At 51.4% G+C, this 20,222-nt stretch carries 15 protein-coding genes and 1 pseudogene; 7 read left to right on the top strand and 9 right to left on the bottom strand.

Translation table 11 applies throughout. The features are described 5' to 3' along the window. Positions 1 to 6: 6 nt before the first annotated feature. The 4 genes and pseudogenes from cydX to GY634_RS04355 all read left to right on the top strand — a co-directional run. Positions 7 to 87: pseudogene (cydX, locus tag GY634_RS17425) on the top strand (cytochrome bd-I oxidase subunit CydX); the annotation flags it as partial. A 146-nt stretch (positions 88 to 233) separates the two neighbouring features. Then, a complete protein-coding gene (gene cydD / locus GY634_RS04365) occupies positions 234 to 1,931 on the top strand; it encodes a thiol reductant ABC exporter subunit CydD (RefSeq protein ID WP_278249011.1) in 1,698 nt (565 codons plus the stop codon). After that, positions 1,928 to 3,586: a thiol reductant ABC exporter subunit CydC gene (gene cydC / locus GY634_RS04360; protein WP_166407359.1), complete on the top strand. Its 1,659-nt coding sequence runs from the start codon at positions 1,928 to 1,930 to the stop codon at positions 3,584 to 3,586. The genes cydD and cydC overlap by 4 nt, the downstream gene beginning before the upstream one ends. Before the next feature lie 116 nt (positions 3,587 to 3,702). Next, positions 3,703 to 4,278, top strand: coding sequence for an adenine phosphoribosyltransferase (locus GY634_RS04355; RefSeq protein WP_135865071.1), 576 nt, complete (start codon positions 3,703 to 3,705; stop codon positions 4,276 to 4,278). Positions 4,279 to 4,444: 166 nt separating this feature from the next. Here GY634_RS04355 and GY634_RS04350 read toward each other — a convergent pair whose 3' ends face one another. The 4 genes from GY634_RS04350 to GY634_RS04335 form a co-directional block, all read right to left on the bottom strand. After that, positions 4,445 to 4,852: a HugZ family pyridoxamine 5'-phosphate oxidase gene (locus tag GY634_RS04350; protein WP_166407358.1), complete on the bottom strand. Its 408-nt coding sequence runs from the start codon at positions 4,850 to 4,852 to the stop codon at positions 4,445 to 4,447. Positions 4,853 to 4,881: 29 nt separating this feature from the next. Next, a complete protein-coding gene (gene pncB / locus GY634_RS04345) occupies positions 4,882 to 6,084 on the bottom strand; it encodes a nicotinate phosphoribosyltransferase (protein WP_166407357.1) in 1,203 nt (400 codons plus the stop codon). A 125-nt stretch (positions 6,085 to 6,209) separates the two neighbouring features. Then, complete coding sequence (locus GY634_RS04340; RefSeq protein WP_166407356.1) at positions 6,210 to 10,145, bottom strand: DUF3683 domain-containing protein; 3,936 nt, start codon at positions 10,143 to 10,145, stop codon at positions 6,210 to 6,212. 140 nt (positions 10,146 to 10,285) lie between these two features. Further along, positions 10,286 to 10,849 carry a YqaA family protein gene (locus GY634_RS04335; RefSeq protein WP_166407504.1) on the bottom strand — a complete coding sequence of 188 codons (564 nt, stop codon included), beginning with the start codon at positions 10,847 to 10,849 and terminating at the stop codon, positions 10,286 to 10,288. A gap of 116 nt (positions 10,850 to 10,965) precedes the next feature. On the opposite strand from GY634_RS04335, the gene ilvA reads away from it, so the two are divergent. Next, positions 10,966 to 12,474: a threonine ammonia-lyase, biosynthetic gene (ilvA, locus tag GY634_RS04330; protein WP_166407355.1), complete on the top strand. Its 1,509-nt coding sequence runs from the start codon at positions 10,966 to 10,968 to the stop codon at positions 12,472 to 12,474. A gap of 55 nt (positions 12,475 to 12,529) precedes the next feature. On the opposite strand, the gene phoR is transcribed toward ilvA, so the two are convergent. Together phoR and phoB are read right to left on the bottom strand one after the other, a co-directional pair. After that, positions 12,530 to 13,822, bottom strand: a complete 1,293-nt coding sequence (phoR, locus tag GY634_RS04325; RefSeq protein WP_166407354.1) for a phosphate regulon sensor histidine kinase PhoR — start codon at positions 13,820 to 13,822, stop codon at positions 12,530 to 12,532. Then, positions 13,819 to 14,529 carry a phosphate regulon transcriptional regulator PhoB gene (gene phoB / locus GY634_RS04320; protein ID WP_135863195.1) on the bottom strand — a complete coding sequence of 237 codons (711 nt, stop codon included), beginning with the start codon at positions 14,527 to 14,529 and terminating at the stop codon, positions 13,819 to 13,821. Before phoB ends, phoR begins: the two co-directional genes overlap by 4 nt. Before the next feature lie 177 nt (positions 14,530 to 14,706). Here phoB and ubiE point away from each other — a divergent pair, with 177 nt between their 5' ends. Continuing rightward, positions 14,707 to 15,471: a bifunctional demethylmenaquinone methyltransferase/2-methoxy-6-polyprenyl-1,4-benzoquinol methylase UbiE gene (ubiE, locus tag GY634_RS04315; RefSeq protein ID WP_135863193.1), complete on the top strand. Its 765-nt coding sequence runs from the start codon at positions 14,707 to 14,709 to the stop codon at positions 15,469 to 15,471. A gap of 23 nt (positions 15,472 to 15,494) precedes the next feature. Here the strand turns inward: ubiE and GY634_RS04310 are convergent, their stop codons facing one another. The 3 genes from GY634_RS04310 to GY634_RS04300 all read right to left on the bottom strand — a co-directional run bounded on the left by GY634_RS04310 (position 15,495) and on the right by GY634_RS04300 (position 19,026). After that, the gene (locus GY634_RS04310) at positions 15,495 to 16,436 is read right to left on the bottom strand and encodes a LysR family transcriptional regulator (protein ID WP_166407353.1); all 942 of its coding nucleotides are present in this window, start codon (positions 16,434 to 16,436) and stop codon (positions 15,495 to 15,497) included. 154 nt (positions 16,437 to 16,590) lie between these two features. Beyond that, complete coding sequence (gene metG / locus GY634_RS04305) at positions 16,591 to 18,660, bottom strand: methionine--tRNA ligase (RefSeq protein WP_166407352.1); 2,070 nt, start codon at positions 18,658 to 18,660, stop codon at positions 16,591 to 16,593. Between the two features lie 87 nt (positions 18,661 to 18,747). Next, positions 18,748 to 19,026 carry a hypothetical protein gene (locus tag GY634_RS04300; protein ID WP_135863187.1) on the bottom strand — a complete coding sequence of 93 codons (279 nt, stop codon included), beginning with the start codon at positions 19,024 to 19,026 and terminating at the stop codon, positions 18,748 to 18,750. Positions 19,027 to 19,132: 106 nt separating this feature from the next. Here GY634_RS04300 and apbC point away from each other — a divergent pair, with 106 nt between their 5' ends. Then, entirely contained in the window at positions 19,133 to 20,221 is a 1,089-nt protein-coding gene (gene apbC, locus GY634_RS04295; RefSeq protein ID WP_166407351.1) for an iron-sulfur cluster carrier protein ApbC, read from the top strand. Position 20,222: the final 1 nt, after the last annotated feature.

The following is a 20,222-nucleotide window of genomic DNA, read 5'->3' as shown; positions in this document are numbered from 1 at the left end:
TGTATTATGTGGTACTTTTCTTGGATATTGGGTTTGAGTCTAGCTTGTGCGTTCTCTATCCTGAATGCCATGTGGTTTGAATTAAGGGTAGTGAATTCACAGCAACGACAACAGAACGATACGTCAACGCTGTCTAATGAGTAACTGTGACTAAACCATTGGCTGTTTCTTCCCCCCGCAACAAACGTGGCGGGGGGTGGCTAGCGCAATCTTGGCGCCTAGCTCCCAGACGTATGCTCTGGGCATTATGTGCACCTTTGTTAGCAGGGGTGCTATTTTTGTTTCAGGCCTGGTGGCTGGCAGATATTTTAGACCGAGCTGTGATTGGTCATGCCGCACTACAGCAGCTATGGCCAGCGATTAGCATCGTGGCAGGCATACTGCTGGTGCGTGCGTTATTGGTGTGGTCAGGTGAGCGTGCCGCTAACTCGGGTACCGAACACATCAAACACTGGTTGCGCGCCACCCTGATGCAACGGTTATTAGACAAAGGGCCAGCTTGGTCACGCCTACACCCTTCAGGTGAGCTTACCACTGCGCTGATTGATCATGTCGAAGCCTTAGAAGGGTATTTACAACGCTATATGTCGGCGGCAGTAGCAGCGGTGTTTCTGCCGTTACTACTGGCTGTGGTGGCGATGGGTGTCGATATTGTGGTGGGGTTGCTGCTGTTGCTGACCGCGCCTCTCATTCCAATTTTTATGGCATTAGTAGGTTGGGGGGCAGAAGCCGCCAACCAGAAATACCACCAAGCATTGCAACGTTTATCCGGTGTGTTTGGCGACCGTGTTAAAGGCGTGTTTACCTTGGTGTTGTTTGGCAGGGCTAAAGAAGAAGTAGCCGCTGTACAGCAAGCTAGCCAAGACTTGGGCAAAACCACCATGAAGGTGCTGCGCATTGCGTTTTTGTCTTCAGCAGTGCTGGAGCTGTTCGCGGCGTTGGGTGTGGCCGGTGTGGCGGTATATATAGGCTTAAGCTACTTAGGCATGTTGGGTGATAATTTCACCGGTATGACCTTACAGCAAGGGCTGTTCTGTTTGTTCTTGGCCCCCGAGGTCTACCAGCCCTTACGCCAGATGGCAGCGAGCTATCACGACCGAGCACAAGCTAAATCGGCGATCACGTCGTTAGAAGCTATTTTCAAAACTTTGCCGGCGGTACCGAATAAAAAAACAGCGGAACACAGCCACGACGAGCCTTCTACAGAAAAGTGGGAAGGCGTAAGCGTGCGATTACCCATGACAGACTCTACCGGGGTTACGCCTATTTTGCAGGTAGAGGGTTTTAGTTTGATGGCTCCGGGTACCGATACCGTATTGCTAAAACCAGTATCGTTTACGGTGAATAAAGGGGAGTCCATCGCACTGCAAGGCAGTAGCGGTAGCGGTAAAACCACTTTGTTAGAAAGCGTGTTGGGTTTACGTGCCCGCCATAGTGGAGAAGTGCGCTTATATACGGCTGGCGCTTCCCAGGCTGATTCTGAACACAACTTTTTACCGGGTGTGTGTTTACTCAGTGCTCATCCATTTTTATCGGGTGAAACCGTAGAGCAAGTATTAAGGCTAGCAGCCCCAGAGGCCACCGAAGCACAGATGTGGCAAGCGTTGGCGAATGTGGATATGGATCACGTATTGCGTACACAGCATGCAGGTTTGCAAACCCTGTTGGGTACCCGTGGTTATGGTTTATCGGGTGGGCAGTTGCAGCGTATCGCTTTAGCGAGATTGTTCCTATATGAGGCTGATCTGGTGTTGATGGATGAACCTACCGCGCACTTGGATGCCCGTACACGCGATGTGGTGCTAGACGCTATTTTGGCTTTCTGTGCCGATAAAGCCTTGATTATTGCTACACATGATCCTGCTGTAGCAGCATGCTTGCAGCAGCAGTGGAGTTTGCAAGACCAAACATTGAGCGGGGTACAGTCATGACACTGTGGTGGGGCTTATGCCGTGATTGGTTAGTGCGACGCCGTTGGTTGGTGTTGGGTAGTATTTTGGTGGCCTTAGGCACGGTGGTGGCTGGGGTGGGGTTGTTAGCGGTAGCGGGTTGGTTCCTGACGGGAACCTTTATTGCGGCATCTATGCTTAGCTTTAACCTGTTTGGCCCTTCCGCGATGGTGCGCGGTTTATCAATGTGGCGTATTGCTTCACGCTATTTAGAACGCATCACTGGGCATACCGTCACCTTAGAGTTGCAGGCAGAGATTCGGGCGCAGACCTTTGCGCAACTGATGCAATTACCACCTTCCGAATTAGCCAAATACCGCGATGGCGACTTAGTTGCTAGATTGGTCAACGACGTAGAGCGTTTAGATAGCGTGTACCTGCTGTTGGTGGTGCCTACATGTACCGCATTGTTGGGTGGCGGCATGTACTCGTGGCTAACGGGATCACAAATGCCGTGGGGCGGGGTAGCGTTGGCGGCGGTGATTATTGTGGCGGCTGTATGCATCCCTTATATCGTGGCCCGTAAGGCGGCGGCGGGTGGTATGCGTTTGGCCGCACAAGTGGCGCAGGCGCGCAGTGTCTTGCATGACACCATTGCTGCACACGTAGACGTGGTTGTCTTTAACGCAACAGACAGCGCTAAGGCGCGGTTTGATCAGTTGAGTCAGGCTTTATCGTTACAGCGAGAAAAGTTAGCGGCTATCGCTAGTTTAGGAAGTTTATGGCAACAGTGCTGTATGGCTCTGACTATTGTGGCATTGGTGGCGATAGGTGTAGATGCTTACAGTAAAGAGCTATTAACCGGCCCAATGTGGGTGGGTTTGGTATTGGGGGCGTTAGGGCTATTCGAAATAATGGCACCCTTGATGCGTGGGGCGGCAGGGTTAGGCGTGGCCAGTGCAGCGGCTTCTCGCCTAGGCATGCTACGCAGCACGGACGAAAAAATGCCTTCAGGTGCTATAGCTTTACCCGCTCAAGGTGATCTGATTACGCAAAATTTGCAGGTGGGTTTTGATGCACATGTGCCGTTGCTACAAGACGTGAATTTGCACATCCAACAAGGCGGGCGTTGCTTGATCCGTGGGGTAAGCGGCTCGGGTAAAACCACCTTGTTGCAGACACTAATGGGCGTGCAGCCAGCCCTTCAGGGCGATGTGCGTTATGGCGATGTAGCGGTGACACAAAGCCCTGCCGAGCAACGTTTCCAGCGCTTTGCTTTACTATCACAGCACTCCACCGTGTTTATGGGCAGCTTACGCTACAACCTCAGTTTGGGTTGTCCTACTGCTACCGACGAACAACTGTGGGAGGCTCTGCAGCGTGTACGTTTGGCCGACTTCGTACGCAGTTTGCCCCAAGGCTTAGATAGCTGGATAGGTGAGGGCGGTAATACCTTATCCACAGGCCAAGCACGTCGTGTGTGCTTAGCACGTATTGTGTTGGCACCTGCTAGTGTATGGTTCTTAGATGAGCCTACCAGTGGCTTAGATAGAGCTAATGCTCATGCGTTGCTGCAAGATGTGCTGCAGTTTGCTGGCTCGCGTAGTGTCATCATGGTTAGCCATGACGAAGTACCGCAAGATAGCTTCGAGCAAGAATGGCAAGTGCAAGGTGAAACATTGCAGCGGGTAATGTAGGAGCGTTCCTTTTAGGATACGGTCACGGTTTTATTGGGTGCGATTGTGTACACTGCAGATGTGCCTGCAGTGCATCCTGCGCTGTGGCCTTTTTTGTGTCTAGAGTTAGTAGAAACATGCATACTGATCCCGCTAATTACATCCGTAACACGATACGCAGCGTACCGGACTGGCCAAAGCCAGGCGTGATGTTCCGTGACATTACGCCTGTGTTGCAAGATCCTCAAGCGTTCCGTGTACTGATTGATTTATTCGTGTACCGCTACATGCGCCAGCGTCTGGACCTGATCGCAGGTATTGATGCGCGTGGTTTTATCGTTGGGTCTGTGTTGGCCTACGAGCTGAACCTAGGCTTTGTACCTGTACGCAAAAAAGGCAAATTGCCCTTCCAAACTGTGGCTGAGGAATACTCCTTAGAATACGGTAATGCATCGGTTGAAATGCACACTGACTCGGTTCGTCCAGGCCAACGTGTGTTGCTGATCGACGACCTGATCGCCACAGGTGGCACCATGATTGCTGCGTCGCGTTTGTTGCAGCGTTTGGGTGCAAACGTGATTGAAGCTGCTGCTATTATTGATCTGCCTGATTTGGGTGGTTCGGCTGGTGTGCGCGAGACAGGCTTGCCGGTGTATACCGTGTGTGAGTTTGATGAGTCTTTACCTGATCCTGATGCCTTGCCCGGTCAGTAATATATAAGGTCGCCGGTATAGGCTGATCTGATATTCGCTGCTAAACCCCTGGTTTTACCGGGGGTTTATTGTTTGTGGTGGGGCATCACAGCCCTTGGCGTATGCGCTCACAAACTTCTTCCACCTGCAGGGTACGCGCTGCACCGAAACCTGCTACATGCCGTACTCATTGTAGGCTAAGGGCAAAGAAGTGGAAGTCAGTGAAGTCGGTCATGAAAGCCACGTCAGGGAAACGGGCTAGGTAGACGTCACGGGCGGCTTCGCGTTCTGGGGTGTTGCGCTCTAGTAAACTGGCCTCTATTTGTAGGGTGACGCGAGGCAAGTCGTGGACAGGGGCGTCGTCAGAAGGCGTTTGGCAGATCATGATTGAGGCTTGCGGGCGCTCTTTAAGGTAACGCGTGTGCGCTGCCATATCGCTAATGTGTATGAGTAACCTGCCGTGTGCAGCGTCTAAAGCAAAGGGCACCATGGACACAAAAGGAAGCCCCTGATTGGTCAGGGTGCCCAGTGAGCCATGGCGCTGCTGTTGTAGCAACTGATAGAGCGAATCCAAAAAAACCTGATGTGTAGACATAAGCCCTTGATGGAAAAGTCGCTGCGTTGTTATTGGTGGTGGTTAAACACCTGACGCAGGTAGGCAAGGAAGGTTTCGTCATCGCACATGGTTTTACCAGCGGAGTCAGAAAGCTTGGCGGTAGAAGCACCGTTACAGCTTACCAGTTTCATGACGATGTTCAGCGGTGTAGCGCCCATGTCGTTGGTCAGGCTAGTGCCAATACCAAAACCTACTTGTATACGGCTGCCAAAGTAGCGGTACAGCTCAATGGCGCTGTCCATAGTCAGGCCGTCAGAGAACACCAGACGTTTGGATTTAGGGTCTATACGCAACTTTTTGTAGTGCTGTATCGCTAAGTCACCCCACCAGAATGGGTCGCCTGAGTCGTGGCGCAAGCCGTCAAACAGCTTAGCAAAGTACAGGTCGAAGTCGCTGAGGAAGGCTTGCATGCCAACGGTGTCGGTCAGCGCAATACCCAAGTCGCCTCGGTATTCTTGTACCCAATCTTCCATAGCGGCTTTTTGGAAGTCGCGTAATCGTACCGAGCCAAAGGCTTGGAAGGATTGGAAGTATTCGTGAGCCATGGTGCCTATGGGCACAAGGTTGTGTTTGCGGGCGAGGTAGACGTTAGAAGTACCTTTGAAAAACTCAGGTACTTGGCGCGCTAGGGTACCGATGACTTCATCGTGCCACGCCGCGCTGTAGCGGCGGCGCAGGCCAAAGTCAGAGACGTCGAAGCTAAAGGTTTCTTGTTTTTCTTGGCCAAAATGCTTCAGGCGTTGGATTTTTTCTGCCAAGCGTTTGCGACCTTCCTCAAGCAATGCATGGGGGTCGAAGCGTCGGAAGTACAGTTCGTTAACAATGGCGAGCACAAAGATTTCAAAGCCCATCACGTGTACTTGAGGGCCTTCGGCAACGATGATTAAGCGTTCGCCATCAGTTTGTACGCGTATGAATCGACGTTGAAAGCGAAACAGCGATAGAAAGTCGATGAAATCAGACTTCAAATAACGCAGTTGGCTTAGGTAGTCTAACTCTTCTTGGCTGAAATGCAGGCTGCACAGATGATCCAGCTGAGCCTCTACCTCCTCGGCCAGTTCGGCCATAGGGTAGGCCGTTTGGTTACGGCACAAGAACTCGTAGCGGGCTTGAGTAGCCGGATGGCGATGCAGCATCGCTTGCCACATCGTAAATTTGTAGAGATCAGTTTCCAGTAACGACGTAATTACTGGGTGAAACGGGACTTTCATTGTTAACTACGCACCAAACGCATCATGCAGAGAACTACAGTCTACCTGCATTTCTGTAAATAATGCTCATTTTGTGCATAATTTCCCGGAAAACTCACAGCGAGTATTTCCGGGAAGTAGCGTGCTTATACCAGTACGCGCTCAATGCCGCCGTTGTTGGCTGATTTCACGTAATTAGGCAGCCAGTCGGCACCCAAAATATGCTTAGCCATTTCAACCACGATGTAGTCAGCATCTACGCCCGTGTCGTCTTCGTAACGGGATAAACCTTGTAGACACGATGGACAGGACGTCAGCATTTTGACTTCGCCTGTAAAGCCATCAGCACGGATGCTGTCTTGGTTTTTCTGCAGTTCTTCCTGTTTACGGAAACGAATTTGCGTAGAGATATCGGGGCGAGTGACCGCCAACGTACCGGACTCACCACAACAGCGATCGCTCTTGATGGTTTGGTCGCCCACCAACGCTTTGACCGTTTTCATAGGGTCTTGGCGTTTCATGGGGCTGTGGCACGGGTCGTGGTACATGTAGCGAGTACCGTTGATACCTTCTAGCTGAATGCCTTTTTCCAGCAGGAATTCGTGTATATCAATCAGGCGACAGCCGGGGAAGATATTTTCAAACTCGTACATGGACAGTTGGTCGTAACAGGTACCACAGCTCACCACTACCGTTTTGATGTCCAGATAGTTCAGCGTGGTGGCCATGCGGTGGAACAGCACGCGGTTATCGGTAATCATTTGGTCGGCTTTGTTTTTCTGACCACTACCACGTTGTGGGTAGCCACAGCACAAGTAGCCTGGAGGCAATACGGTTTGTACGCCGGCATGCCATAGCATGGCTTGAGTTGCCAAACCTACTTGCGAGAACAAGCGCTCTGAACCACAGCCAGGGAAGTAAAACACGGCTTCGCTGTCTGGGCTGGTAGCGGGATTACGGATAATAGGTACGTAATCCGCATCTTCAATGTCTAAGAGCTTGCGGGCAGTTTGCTTAGGCAGGCCGCCGGGCATTTTCTTGTTCACGAAGTGAACCACTTGTTCGCGAATGCTAGGTTTGGTCACCGAGGCGGGTGGTGCTTCGGTCTGTTTATGCGCCGCATTCCTCAACAGGTTGTTCGCCATACGCTGGGCTTTGTAGCCCACTTCTAATACCTTGCGTGTGGTGTTGATCACGCGAGGGTCTTTGGCGTTTAGGAAGAACATCGCTGCCGCTGAACCAGGGTTAGCGGATTTTTTGCCCATGCGGTTAAGTAGAGCGCGCATCGCCATGGTGACATCACCAAAGTCTATGTCTACCGGACAGGGGGTGAAGCACTTGTGGCACAGCGTACAGTGGTCTGCGACGCCTTCAAAGTCTTCCCAGTGTTTTAGGCTAATGCCGCGACGGGTTTGCTCTTCGTACAAGAAGGCTTCAATCAGCAGCGATGTGGCCAAGATCTTGTTACGGGGGGAGTACAGCAAGTTGGCACGTGGCACGTGGGTGGCACAGACTGGCTTGCACTTACCGCAGCGTAAACAATCTTTAATAGCATGAGAAATCGAGCTGATTTCACTGCGCTGCATAATCAAGGATTCATAGCCCAGCAAATTAAAGCTAGGTGTCCACGCACGACTTAAATCAGCGCCGGGCATTAATTTGCCAGCGTTGAAGTGGTTTTGTGGGTCGATGCGGCGTTTGTAATCCTGGAAGGGTTGCAGCTCTTCTTGGGTTAGGAATTCGTATTTGGTCAAGCCAATGCCGTGTTCGCCAGAGATCACGCCGTCTAAGCGACGGGCGATTTCCATAATGCGTACGACGGTTTCATTGGCCTCTTGCAACATGCCGTAATCGTCAGAGTTCACAGGGATGTTGGTGTGAACGTTACCGTCACCCGCGTGCATGTGCAGCGCTACAAACACACGGCTTTTCAGTACTTTGTCGTGTATGGCTTGCAGCTCTGCCAGTACGGCAGCACAGTCAGCGCCCGGGAAGTGTTCTTCTAGGCGGGCACGTACTTCAGTTTTCCATGAAGTACGCAAGCTGTGATCTTGCAGCATTTCTACAATACGTACTGCCGGTTGTTCGGCAATGCGTTCTTGCAGTACGGGGATAGCGGCTTCCAAGCCAATCGCACGTAAAGTGTCTAGGCTTTCAGCAACGGGGGCATCAAGGTTGTTCAGCAACCAGCTCCAACGCTCACGTACAGACTGCAAGGTCTCTAAGGCGTCGTGCCTACGGTTTTCCAGCACTTCTTCACGAGTGTGGTCAGCGTCGGCAGGATCGGCCAGTTTGCCAATGGGCAGATCACCTTGCAGGAAGTCTTGCAGCGCATCCAGCAAACGCAGTTTGTTGCGTGTGGAGAGCTCGATGTTGATGCGTTCGATTTCGTCGGTGTACTCGCCCATGCGGTTCAGCGGGATCACCACGTCTTCGTTGATTTTGAAAGCGTTGGTGTGGCGAGCAATCGCAGCGGTACGGGAACGGTCTAGCCAGAAGCGTTTACGGGCTTCAGGGCTAACGGCTACAAAGCCTTCGCCATGGCGGCTGTTGGCAATACGTACGACTTCGCTGGCGGCAAGTGCTACGGCGTCGGCATCATCACCAACGATGTCGCCAATCAATACCATTTTGGGCAAAATGCCGCGTTTGCTCTTGGTGGCATAGCCTACAGCGCGTAGGTAGCGCTCGTCCAAGTGCTCTAAACCGGCCAACAGGGCACCGCGTTCTTTACCTTCGGTGTCCAGATAGTTCTTTACTTCAACAATGGATGGCACCGCATTACGCGCGCTACCGAAGAACTCCATACAGACCGTACGGGTGTGTTCAGGCATGCGATGCAGAATCCAGCGAGCAGAGGTAATTAAGCCGTCACAGCCTTCTTTCTGTACCCCGGGTAAGCCAGCAAGGAATTTGTCGGTAACGTCTTTACCTAGGCCTACTTTACGGAAGGCTTGGCCCTTAACGCGCAGGGTTTCGGTGCGCAGTAGTTTTGCGCCGGGAGGCTGGCTGCCATCAAACCATTTCAGGTCAAAAACGGCTTCCTCTACTTCGTGAATTTTGCCTAGGTTGTGGTTAACGCGGGCAACTTCTAGCCAGTTACCTTCTGGGTCAACCATGCGCCACCACGCTAGGTTATCCAGTGCTGTGCCCCACAATACCGCTTTCTTACCGCCGGCGTTCATGGCGACGTTACCGCCCACACAGGAGGCATCTATAGAAGTAGGGTCAACGGCAAACACACGGCCAGCGGCAGTAGCAGCATCAGCCACGCGGCGCGTGACTACACCTGCACCCGATAAAATCGTGTGCACAGGGGTGTCTAGTCCGGGTAGGTCTATGGCTTCAACGGGGCCTAAGGCTTCGAGCTTTTCTGTGTTGATCACCGCAGAGCGTGGGCTCAGCGGGATAGCGCCACCTGTGTAACCTGTGCCACCCCCCCTAGGGATGATGGTCAGACCCAGCTCCATACAGCCGCGTACCAGCGCCGCCATTTCAGCTTCGTGGTCAGGGGTGAGGACGACAAAGGGGTATTCCACGCGCCAGTCAGTGGCGTCAGTAACATGGGAAACACGAGACAGACCATCGAACTTGATGTTGTCGGCAGCGGTAATCGCGCTCAAGCGTTTCACTGTGCGCTGACGCAGGTCGCGCATGGTGGCAAATTCGTTTTCGAAGTCTTTCACGGCCGCTTGCGCACTGTGCAGCAGCAGTTTTACTTTTTGATCGCGTTCAGCAACGTCTACATCACGACGCTTATCAATTTCGTTTAAGCGGTGTTGCAGCGCTTCTACCAACTGATGCAAACGTTTAGGGTTATGCAGCAGGTCGTCTTGCAAGTAGGGGTTGCGGCGTACTACCCAGATGTCACCCAATACCTCAAACAGCATCTTGGCAGAACGGCCGGTACGGCGTTCAGAACGTAGCTCACTGAGTTTGTCCCATGCTTCGTCCCCGAGTAGGCGCAAAACAATTTCGCGATCGGAGTAAGACGTGTAGTTGTAGGGGATTTCACGCAGGCGTGTATTGAGCACCGTGGAGGAGTGGGCGGCAAGATACTGGCTGGCGATGGGGGCGTTCATAAAATCTGGTGTGGCCTAAAAGGCGAACAAGGATTGACTGAACGTCTTAGTTTAATTCATTCGTCGATCTTAGGCGCGGCTAAGTGTGTGGATTGGCCGTTATACGGCCGAAAACGGGGCAAACTGTGGCTGCTTTACCATTAGGACTGGGGTACAGACCAGTCGCCCCAACCTAGCATGGGAAAAACCCACAGCAAGAAGGTGGTCATAATGATGTAGCGTAAACACTTGCCTATGGCCATGTAGGCGATGCTTGGCCACAACGGTAAACGTAGCCAACCCGCCACGCTACAGAGAGGGTCGCCCACTACAGGTAGCCATGACAACAGTAGGGCTGGCGGTCCCATTTTGTCTAACCAGCGTTGTACGGTGTGGTGCCAACGACTAGTACGGGCATTTTTTGATTGCTCATCGGTATCGGCTTGAGGGTGATTTTCTTGCCAAACTTCATAAGCGCGACGAGCACCAGAACCCATCCAATAGCTGACGACTCCACCCATGGTGTTGCCTGCTGTGGCAATGACGACGGCTGGCCAAAACATGTGCGGGGAAACAGAAACGTAAGCAAAAACTGCCGGTTCAGACCCTAACGGCAACAGGGTGGCCGACACAAAGCTGACGAGAAAAATGGCTGTTAGCCCTATTTCGGGCAGTGCCAGAGTTTGTAGCAACCAATTGATGGATGTTTGCAGCCAGACTTCCATAAGGGAATGAGTACCTTGTATAACGCGTGCCACGAGCGCTGATTTTATGGCACTCTATGTTATCCTTTTTTTCTTTTCTCTTTTATATCTGTCGCGGGGTTCCGGCAGTCAGTATTATGTCCAACGACTATCTTAAACGCATTCTAACTTCTAGAGTCTATGACGTGGTGCGCGAAACATCACTTGAGCATGCCCCTTTGGCATCGGCGCGGTTGAACAACCGAATTTTGCTCAAGCGCGAAGACCAGCTAGATGTGTTCAGCTTTAAGCTGCGTGGCGCGTACAACAAAATGGCTCACCTTACCCCTGCAGAATTGAAGCGTGGCGTGATTGCGGCGTCAGCGGGTAATCACGCTCAAGGCGTGGCTTATTCGGCTAAACGCTTGGGTACGCGCGCTGTGATCGTGATGCCAGAGACTACACCACAGTTGAAAATTGATGGCGTACGTCGTCATGGCGGTGAGGTTGTATTGTCGGGCGAAAGCTATTCCGATGCTTACGCACATGCACAAGAACTAGAAAAAAAAGAGAAGCTCACCTTTGTGCATCCCTTTGACGATCCGTATGTGATTGCAGGGCAAGGCACTATTGGTATGGAGATTTTGCATCAACACCCAGGTCCCATTGACGCTATTTTTGTGCCTATTGGGGGTGGTGGTTTGATTGCAGGTGTGGCGGCTTACATCAAACAGTTGCGCCCTGAAATCAAAATTATTGGTGTGCAAACCGAAGACTCAGCCGCCATGGCGCGTAGTGTGAAAGCAAACCGTCGTTTAAATCTCACGGATGTTGGATTGTTCTCAGATGGTACCGCCGTGAAGCAAGTGGGTCAGGAGACCTTCCGTGTGGCACGCGAGTATGTGGATGATTTCGTGTTGGTAGATACCGATGCGATCTGTGCAGCCATCAAAGATGTGTTCCAGGAAACACGTAGTGTGCTGGAGCCTGCTGGTGCGTTGGCCATGGCGGGTTTGAAGCGTTATGCCCAAGAGCATAAGCTGAAAAACAAAACCTTGATTGCTATTACCTCTGGCGCGAACATGAACTTCGACCGTCTGCGCTTTGTGGCAGAGCGCGCCGATGTGGGCTTGGCGCGTGAAGCAGTATTTGTGTTGAGTTTGCCCGAGGCGCGTGGGAGTTTCCGTCGCTTAACCGAGTCTTTGGGTGATCGCTCGGTGACGGAGTTTAACTACCGTATTTCCGATGCTAAAGAAGCCCATGTGTTTGTGGGTTTGCAGATTCAATCCGAAGCCGATATTGCCAAATTGGAAAACCACTTTGTACGCAAAGGCTTTCCTACGTTGAACTTGACGGATAACGAAATGGCTAAAACGCACATTCGTTACATGGTAGGTGGCCGTTCCCCATTGGCTGAGCACGAAGAGCTATACCGCTTTGAGTTTCCAGAGCGCCCGGGTGCATTGCGTCGCTTCTTAAGCAGCATGAACCCAGACTGGAATATCAGCTTGTTCCATTACCGTAACCAAGGTGATGACTATGGCCGTATTTTGGTAGGGCTGCAGGTTCCACCAGAAGACAAAAACGCATTCAAAGAATTTGTGAATGCGCTGGGCTACCCACATTGGCGTGAAACCAATAACCCTGTGTACAAAATGTTCCTGTAAGGGGTTGGTCGCCGCACGGTACAAGAAAAAACGCACCCAATTGGGTGCGTTTTTTTTATAGGGTACGGACGCGTAATGGTGCAAACCGTAGCGTGAACATACTGCCTGTACCAAACTGGCTTTGAATCAGTAGCTCCGCGTTATGACGCACGGCCACATGGCGAGTAATGGCAAGGCCTAGGCCTGTGCCACCCGTGGCGCGGGATCGGCCTTTGTCGGCGCGGTAGAAGCGCTCGGTTAAGCGCGGAATGTCTTGGGGGGCAATACCTATACCGGTATCTTGCACCGAATAACAGGCGCCGCCGTCTTCCGTGCTGTACCAGCTCACCGTAATAGTGCCTTCTTTTGGGGTGTAGCGTATGGCGTTGGTGAGCAGATTAGAAATAGCCGAGGTCAATTCGTTTTCAGAGCCCACAATGCACAGGGCAGGGTCTATGTTCTCGACGAAGTGGTGTTGGCCATTAGATAAGGCTTTAGCCTGTTCTAGCGCGTGCTGAATAATCAGGCTCACGCGTACTGGCCTGCCTTCGGTAGGGGGCGAAGATTCCAGTGTGGACAAGGTGAGCAGGTCGGCCACAATGGCTTGCATGTGCTGAGCTTGTTCCAACATCATTTGTTCGTAGCGTTCGCGTTGCTCTACGCTAAAGCTGTCGGCAGGGTGTTCGCGCAGCGTTTCCAGAAAGCCCAGCAGTACCGTTAAGGGAGTACGTAACTCGTGGGACACGTTCGCCACAAAGTCTTTGCGGGTGGTTTCTAGTTTTTCTACTTGGGTAACATCGCGGGTGACCAGCAAGAATTGCCCAAAACCATAGGGGCTAAGCTGAATCAGTAAGGATTTGTCTAAGCCGCCTTGCTCGGTGTGCAGCAGCAATGGGCTATCCCATTTGTTTTGATTCACATACTGTGTGAATTCAGGGGCACGCAAGATATTGAAGATACTGTGATGCTGGTCAGTATCCATGTTCAACCCTAGGTGTTCTGCAGCCGTTTGGTTACACCACTGCAGCCCCATGCTTTCATCTAAAGTGAGAGCGCCATCGGGTAGGGCCTCTGCTGCCAACATAATGGCTTCAATGCCACGGTTTAATGAGGTAATTTGTTCTCTATCGGCCTTGAGTTTGCGATACACCGGAGCAAGGATTTCATCCCACGGCCCGATGGAGACGGGTGGCGCTTGATGCAGGTCACGCACCCAGACTCGGATTTTTTGTAGTTGCATGCCGCTGATGAGCACCATCAGTAGCAGGCCTAGGGCAAAAACGGCCCAGCCTATAGTGCTGCCTAGCCAAGAACCTAATAACATGGCCAAGATGGCCCAAGCAGCAATGGAATAAAGGGTTTTGTTCATGATTTGCCGGAGCTGGCGGAAAGCACGGCAGAAAAGCGGTAGCCAGCACCACGTACGGTTTCAATATGAGCATCGTGACCGCTAGGCTCTAGTGCTTTACGTAGGCGGCGAATGTGTACGTCTACCGTACGCTCTTCTACGAATACGTGATCACCCCATACTTGATCCAGCAACTGAGTGCGAGAAAAAACGCGTTCAGTGTGAGTCATGAAGAAGTGCAGCAACCTAAATTCTGTAGGTCCGATGTTCAGTACCTGCTCACTACCCGTAACACGGTGAGTGGCAGGGTCCAGTTGCAGGGAGCCGATCTGGATGAGGTCATCTGTTAGCTGCGGCGCACGACGGCGCAATACAGCTTTGATACGAGCCAACAGCTCTTTTGGCGAGAAGGGTTTGGTGATGTAGTCATCGGCACCCGCTTCTAAGCCTTCTACCTTATCCAACTCAGCGCCTTTAGCGGTGAGCATAATAACAGGAATTTCACGGGTACGTTCATCTGTACGCAGCTTGCGGGCCAGACTAATACCCGAGGCACCTGGTAGCATCCAATCGAGTAAAATTAGGTCAGGCAATTCGGCATTAATTAGAGTTTGTGCTTGTTCAGCATCAGCAGCGCGCAGCACTTTGTGGCCTGCAAAACTCAAGTTAACAGCAATCAGTTCTTGGATCGCCGGCTCGTCTTCAACAACAAGAATAGTCGTACTCATACTCTTCATTCCAAACAGTGGTTTGCACGCATATAACGTGGATCATAGTCCATATGATATGGCGTCAATATTTCAGGTTTGTGACGAAAATCGAAGTCACTGTCATGAAGGGTTTTTTACGGCTTTTATTGGCGCAGGAGTAACGCCGGAAGTGCTTTTTGAGGTACGATACGCATCATGGAAAAAAATCACCAAACCCCTCCTAACGAAAGCACTACGCATTTCGGATTTCAGACGGTACGTGAAGCAGAGAAGGCTTCTCGCGTAGCCGAGGTCTTTCATTCTGTAGCCACTAAGTACGACGTCATGAACGATTTGATGTCAGGTGGTTTACACCGTATTTGGAAACATTTTACGGTGGGCCGAGCCGATGTGCGCCCCGGTATGAAAGTGTTGGATATCGCTGGGGGTACGGGTGATATTGCTAAGGCATTAGCTAAAAAAGCAGGCCCATCTGGTGAGGTATGGTTAACGGATATCAACAGTTCTATGTTGGGAGTAGGCCGTGATCGTATGCTGGATAACGGGCTGGTGTTGCCTGTAGCTGTGTGTGATGCCGAATTTTTGCCCTTTCCATCCGGTTATTTTGACCGCGTAACGGTGGCATTTGGTTTGCGTAACATGACGCACAAAGACAAAGCGCTGGCAGAAATGCGACGTGTCTTGAAACCGGGTGGCAAATTGTTGGTGTTGGAGTTCTCTCGCATCGCTAAGCCACTAGAAAAAGCCTACGACTGGTACTCCTTTAACATCTTGCCTAAAGTAGGGCAGGTGGTGGCTAACGATGCAGAAAGCTATCGTTATTTGGCTGAATCCATTCGCATGCACCCAGACCAAGACACCTTGGCTGAAATGATGCGATCAGTGGGTTTAGAGCGCGTACAGTATTTCAACCTAACCGCTGGTATTGCCGCGTTGCACGAAGGTGTACGTCTAGAGTAAGACGTACCTTCTACCTAGTGAGCTTAGTTACTTAACCACACGCTGGCATCAAGGCTGGCTTTGGAGTCAGCGGGGTTAAGCTCAGCAAATCTACGCATTTCTTGCATGGCGGCATGTACGATGGTGTTGGTCAATGACGCAATCACATCGGGTCGCCAGCTTGCTACTAAGCTCATGTCAGGTAAGTTGATATCGCATTTCAACTCGCAAAACCTGCCTTCCAGAAAACCGCTGCGATACGCTGCTAGCGGCACTGCTCCTACCCCAATCCCCGCTTCTAATAAATACATGCTGGCTGCGATCGACGATACGTGGTGGATTTTGGTGTGCTGTAAACCTTCTTGCTCCAGAATATTGAGCAGTAGTAAATGCGGTTGGGAGTGCCTTGGGAAGGTCACAATAGAACTGTTTTGCAGAATGTCGGCCAGCTTCACTGGCTGGGGCGGCAGTTGTGATACAGCAATAATCCAGCCCATTTTCATGGTGCCTACTGGTGCGTTATGCACGCCTTCAGCCAGAATGGGGTCCGTTTGCAGTGCTACATCAATTAACCCGCGTTTAAGCAAGTCGTGCAGCCGCATGCTGGATTCTACGGTCAGCTCAATCTCAATTTCGGGGTGATGTTCATGTAGCGTGGTGATAAACGACGTAAACCACGTGTGTACTACCGAATCAATAATGCCCAGTCTCACGCGACCACGTACGGTTACGGGGGCTTTAAGCTCTTTTAATAGCTCTTGCTCTAGGTGCAGCATTTGCTTGGAGTAACCCAGTAGCTTTTGCCCAGCCGATGTCAGCAGCAGGCCGCGTTTTCCACGCTCAAACAGTTGTTGCTCTAGGTCGCTTTCCAACGAGGCGATGCGGCTAGAAATGGCAGCTTGTGTGAGGTGCAGCTTATTGGCGGCGGCCTTAAAACTGCCTAGCTTGGCGATCCAGATAAACGTTTCTAGAAAACGTAAGTTCATGGTGATGCGGCATGATAAGAGTAGGTGAGCCGCTATTGTACGAAGTTGTAGTGCTTGCTGGGAGTTCTTTGCATGGTGATACGGCAAAGGGTGATAACGAAAAAGGGGAAAAGCAATGTTGCTTTTCCCCTTTTGTGTGGTGTGCAGTAGGCAATTAGCTGATGCGCATACCCGGTGTAGCACCGCTGTGAGGTTCTAGAATGAACAAGCCATTGTTTACTTTGCTGTCGTTATGGCTGGCAGCAAGTACCATGCCTTCAGACACGCCAAAGCGCATTTTGCGTGGTGCTAGGTTAGCGACCACCACAGTGAGCTTGCCAATTAAGTCTTCTGGTTTGTAAGCCGACTTAATGCCAGAGAAGATTTGGCGATGGCGGCCTTCATCCAGATCTAGCGTTAGGCACAACAGCTTGTCAGAGCCTTCTACTTCGGTGCAGTTCACAATCTTGGCGACGCGTAAATCCACTTTGCCGAAGTCTTTGATGTCGATGGTATCGGCAATCACTTCGCCACCAGGTTCTACTACAGGAGCCTCTGGTGGTGCGAGCAGCTCGTCAAGTTTGGCGGGTTCTACACGTTGCAGCAGGTGTTTGAATGCCGCAATGCGAGTAGGCAATTCAGCGGCATCTGTCCACACGAAGTCGCGGTCCATTTCAAACAGCTCGCTGGCTACTTTTTGACTCAACTGAGGCAAGATGGGGGACAGCATGACAGACAAGGCTTTGAAGCCAGCCAAGGCGCGAGAGCAAATATCTTGCAGCTCGGCTTTTTGTTCTGCAGAGGCGTCAGCAATGCCTTTAGCCAATAGCCACGGTTTAGCGTTGTCAAAAGCTTGGTTGATTTGGTCAGCCAAAGCCATGATTTGACGTACAGCACGACCGTATTCGCGGCGTTCTAGGTCGGCACGAATGGTGTTGGCGGTGTCGGTGAAATTTTGCTGCATTTCAGCGGTATCACCTACGTACGCTAACTGACCATCAAAGTGCTTGCTGATGAAGCTAGCAGCACGGCTGGCGATGTTCACGTACTTACCAACCAAGTCGCTGTTGACGCGAGCGATGAAGTCGTCTGGATTGAAATCCATGTCTTCAACGTGTGAGTTCAGTTTTGCGGCGATGTAGTAACGCATCCATTCGGCATCCATGCCGATTTCCAAGTAACGCAGTGGCGAAATACCGGTGCCACGGCTCTTGGACATTTTCTCGCCACTTACGGTGATGAAACCATGCACGTTCAGGGAGTCAGGCGTTTTGCGACCCGAGAATTTCAACATGGCAGGCCAGAACAAGGCGTGGAAGTACACAATGTCTTTACCAATAAAGTGCACTTGTTCGGTATCGCCGTTAGGGTCCATCAGCGCGTCGAAATCCATGCCTTTTACGGCGCAGTAGGATTTCAGGGAAGCCAAGTAACCCACAGGAGCATCCAGCCATACGTAGAAGTATTTGCCGGGTGCATCAGGAATAGGGGTGCCGAAGTAGGGTTCATCGCGAGAGATGTCCCAGTCATTCAGATTGCTTTCGCCATCTTCGCCTTTGCCCAGCCATTCACGAGTTTTACCCAGTACTTCAGATTGCAGACGTGGGTTGCCGTGACGATCTACACCGTTGGTCCATTCTTTTAAGAAGGCCACACACTTGGGATCAGACAAGCGGAAGAAGAAGTGTTCAGAGCTACGCATTACAGGCGTAGCGTTGGTCAGTGTGGAGTAGGGGTTGATCAGATCGGTGGGTGAGTACACCGAGCTACATACTTCACAGGAGTCGCCGTACTGATCTTTAGCTTTACAAGAAGGGCATTCGCCTTTGATGTAGCGATCAGGCAGGAACATGCCTTTGACTGGGTCGTAGAACTGCTCAATGGTGCGGGTTTCGATGAAGCCCGCTGCTTTCAGCTCTTTATAGATGTTCTGGGACAGTTCTTTGTTCTCTGGTGAGTTGGTGCGGTACCAGTGATCGAACTTGATATGAAACCCATTCAGATAGCGAGGGCGCTCAGACGCAATACGCTCAACCAGCTGGTCAGGCGTAATGCCTTCGGCTTCAGCCTTAAGCATAATGGGTGCGCCGTGCGCATCATCTGCCCCTACAAAGTGCACAGTGTGGCCCGACATTCGCATTGACCTGACCCAGATATCGGCCTGGATGTATTCCATGATGTGGCCGATGTGAAAAGAACCGTTGGCGTAGGGTAGGGCCGTAGTAACGAAAATCGTGCGTGACATATGCTTTATCTAGGGTTAAAGAAGGGTATACCCTCATGCTGCTGAGGGGAGCCCAGAAAGGATAGCAGATGCTGTGGTAAAAATCTGCTAGTTGAGTTCGCGCATCTCTATGTCGCTGACATTTTGTGGCTTGGGCGGTCTGGCCTTATTCTGCTGGCGCTCTTGAAACGCTTGGGCAGGATTAGGGCGACGGCGGTTTTGCCAATAGGAGCGAATACCAAATGGTCGGCCACTAATACGCGCAACTATATATAGGATGGCAATGGCAAGGGCTGTAGACGCCATGAAAATAACCGCCATAATCATGCCTATGACAGTCAGCATTGCGAATAGTACAGCTCGGAGTATTTGAGTAAATGTATTCATAGCATTAAGTATGACAGCTTTTGATGCAAAAAATTCCCTCGTCCCGCTATTTTAAATTGAGCGGTTGTTGTAGTGTTAGCACGTATCTGTGCAGGATGATGATTAAATGAATGTAAACACAGTTGATGTGGTGAATGCGTTACGTAACGTAACGGATCCCTATACACGTAAGAAATTGGAAGTCAGCCCAGAAAGCTGCTGTGTCACGTTGAATGGGCAAGTTGCAGATATCGCATTGAATTTGGGCTACACCACAGACAGCACGGGGCCAGAGCAATTTAAAGAACGCTTGGTTCCTGCTTTAGAAACCGTAGGGGTAACGTTGGGCAAACTTACTCTGGGTTTGAAAGTGGTGACGCACGCTGTGCAGCCAGACCTGCGCCCTATGGGCAATATACGCAATATTATTGCGGTGGCGTCTGGTAAGGGCGGTGTGGGTAAGAGCACGACATCGGTGAACTTGGCGTTGGCACTGCATATGCAAGGTGCGCGCGTGGGTTTACTGGATGCCGATATCTATGGCCCTAGCGTACCGACTATGTTGGGGCTAAGTGGCAAACCACAAATGACACCGGAAAACCTAATGAAACCCATGATTGGCCATGGTCTACAGGCTAACTCCATAGGTTTTCTGATTGACGACGATGCGCCGGCAATTTGGCGCGGTCCTATGGTGACGCAGGCCTTGCAGCAGTTGTTGACGCAAACGGCATGGGAAGATCTGGACTACCTGATCATCGATATGCCTCCCGGCACCGGTGACATTGCGTTGACCTTGTCGCAGAAGGTACCACTGACCGCGGCTGTCGTCGTGACCACACCACAAGACATGGCACTGATCGATGCCCGTAAAGGGTTGAAGATGTTTCAAAAGGTAGATGTGCCGGTGCTTGGCGTGGTAGAAAACATGTCGGTACACGTGTGTAGCCAATGCGGTCACGAAGAAGCAATTTTTGGTAAACATGGTGGCCGTGATATGGCAAGTCAGTACAATGTACCCTGGCTGGGGGCACTGCCTTTAGCAATGAGTATTCGGGAACAAACTGACTCGGGTTTACCTACCGTTTTGGCCGCTCCGCAAAGTCGTGAGGCAGCGATTTATCATGAAATCGCCAGTCGTGTAGCAGCGAACGTGGCGGTATTGCCCGTAGATACGTCGGCACAACGACCAAAGGTTGTGCCTCGAGCTTTATAAG

The organism is Paenalcaligenes suwonensis (genome assembly GCF_011290505.1).
Lineage (GTDB): Bacteria > Pseudomonadota > Gammaproteobacteria > Burkholderiales > Burkholderiaceae_B > Paenalcaligenes > Paenalcaligenes suwonensis.
Note: the sequence above shows the minus strand (reverse complement) of the source record. Positions and strands in the feature narration are given on the sequence as shown.

Bases quoted from the DNA above. Each gene is read 5' to 3' on its own strand.
- cydD (WP_278249011.1), top strand. From the start codon at position 234: ATGCTCTGGGCATTATGTGCACCTTTGTTAGCAGGGGTGCTATTTTTG.
- cydC (WP_166407359.1), top strand. From the start codon at position 1,928: ATGACACTGTGGTGGGGCTTATGCCGTGATTGGTTAGTGCGACGCCGT.
- GY634_RS04355 (WP_135865071.1), top strand. From the start codon at position 3,703: ATGCATACTGATCCCGCTAATTACATCCGTAACACGATACGCAGCGTA.
- GY634_RS04350 (WP_166407358.1), bottom strand. From the start codon at position 4,852: ATGTCTACACATCAGGTTTTTTTGGATTCGCTCTATCAGTTGCTACAA.
- pncB (WP_166407357.1), bottom strand. From the start codon at position 6,084: ATGAAAGTCCCGTTTCACCCAGTAATTACGTCGTTACTGGAAACTGAT.
- GY634_RS04340 (WP_166407356.1), bottom strand. From the start codon at position 10,145: ATGAACGCCCCCATCGCCAGCCAGTATCTTGCCGCCCACTCCTCCACG.
- GY634_RS04335 (WP_166407504.1), bottom strand. From the start codon at position 10,849: ATGGAAGTCTGGCTGCAAACATCCATCAATTGGTTGCTACAAACTCTG.
- ilvA (WP_166407355.1), top strand. From the start codon at position 10,966: ATGTCCAACGACTATCTTAAACGCATTCTAACTTCTAGAGTCTATGAC.
- phoR (WP_166407354.1), bottom strand. From the start codon at position 13,822: ATGAACAAAACCCTTTATTCCATTGCTGCTTGGGCCATCTTGGCCATG.
- phoB (WP_135863195.1), bottom strand. From the start codon at position 14,529: ATGAGTACGACTATTCTTGTTGTTGAAGACGAGCCGGCGATCCAAGAA.
- ubiE (WP_135863193.1), top strand. From the start codon at position 14,707: ATGGAAAAAAATCACCAAACCCCTCCTAACGAAAGCACTACGCATTTC.
- GY634_RS04310 (WP_166407353.1), bottom strand. From the start codon at position 16,436: ATGAACTTACGTTTTCTAGAAACGTTTATCTGGATCGCCAAGCTAGGC.
- metG (WP_166407352.1), bottom strand. From the start codon at position 18,660: ATGTCACGCACGATTTTCGTTACTACGGCCCTACCCTACGCCAACGGT.
- GY634_RS04300 (WP_135863187.1), bottom strand. From the start codon at position 19,026: ATGAATACATTTACTCAAATACTCCGAGCTGTACTATTCGCAATGCTG.
- apbC (WP_166407351.1), top strand. From the start codon at position 19,133: ATGAATGTAAACACAGTTGATGTGGTGAATGCGTTACGTAACGTAACG.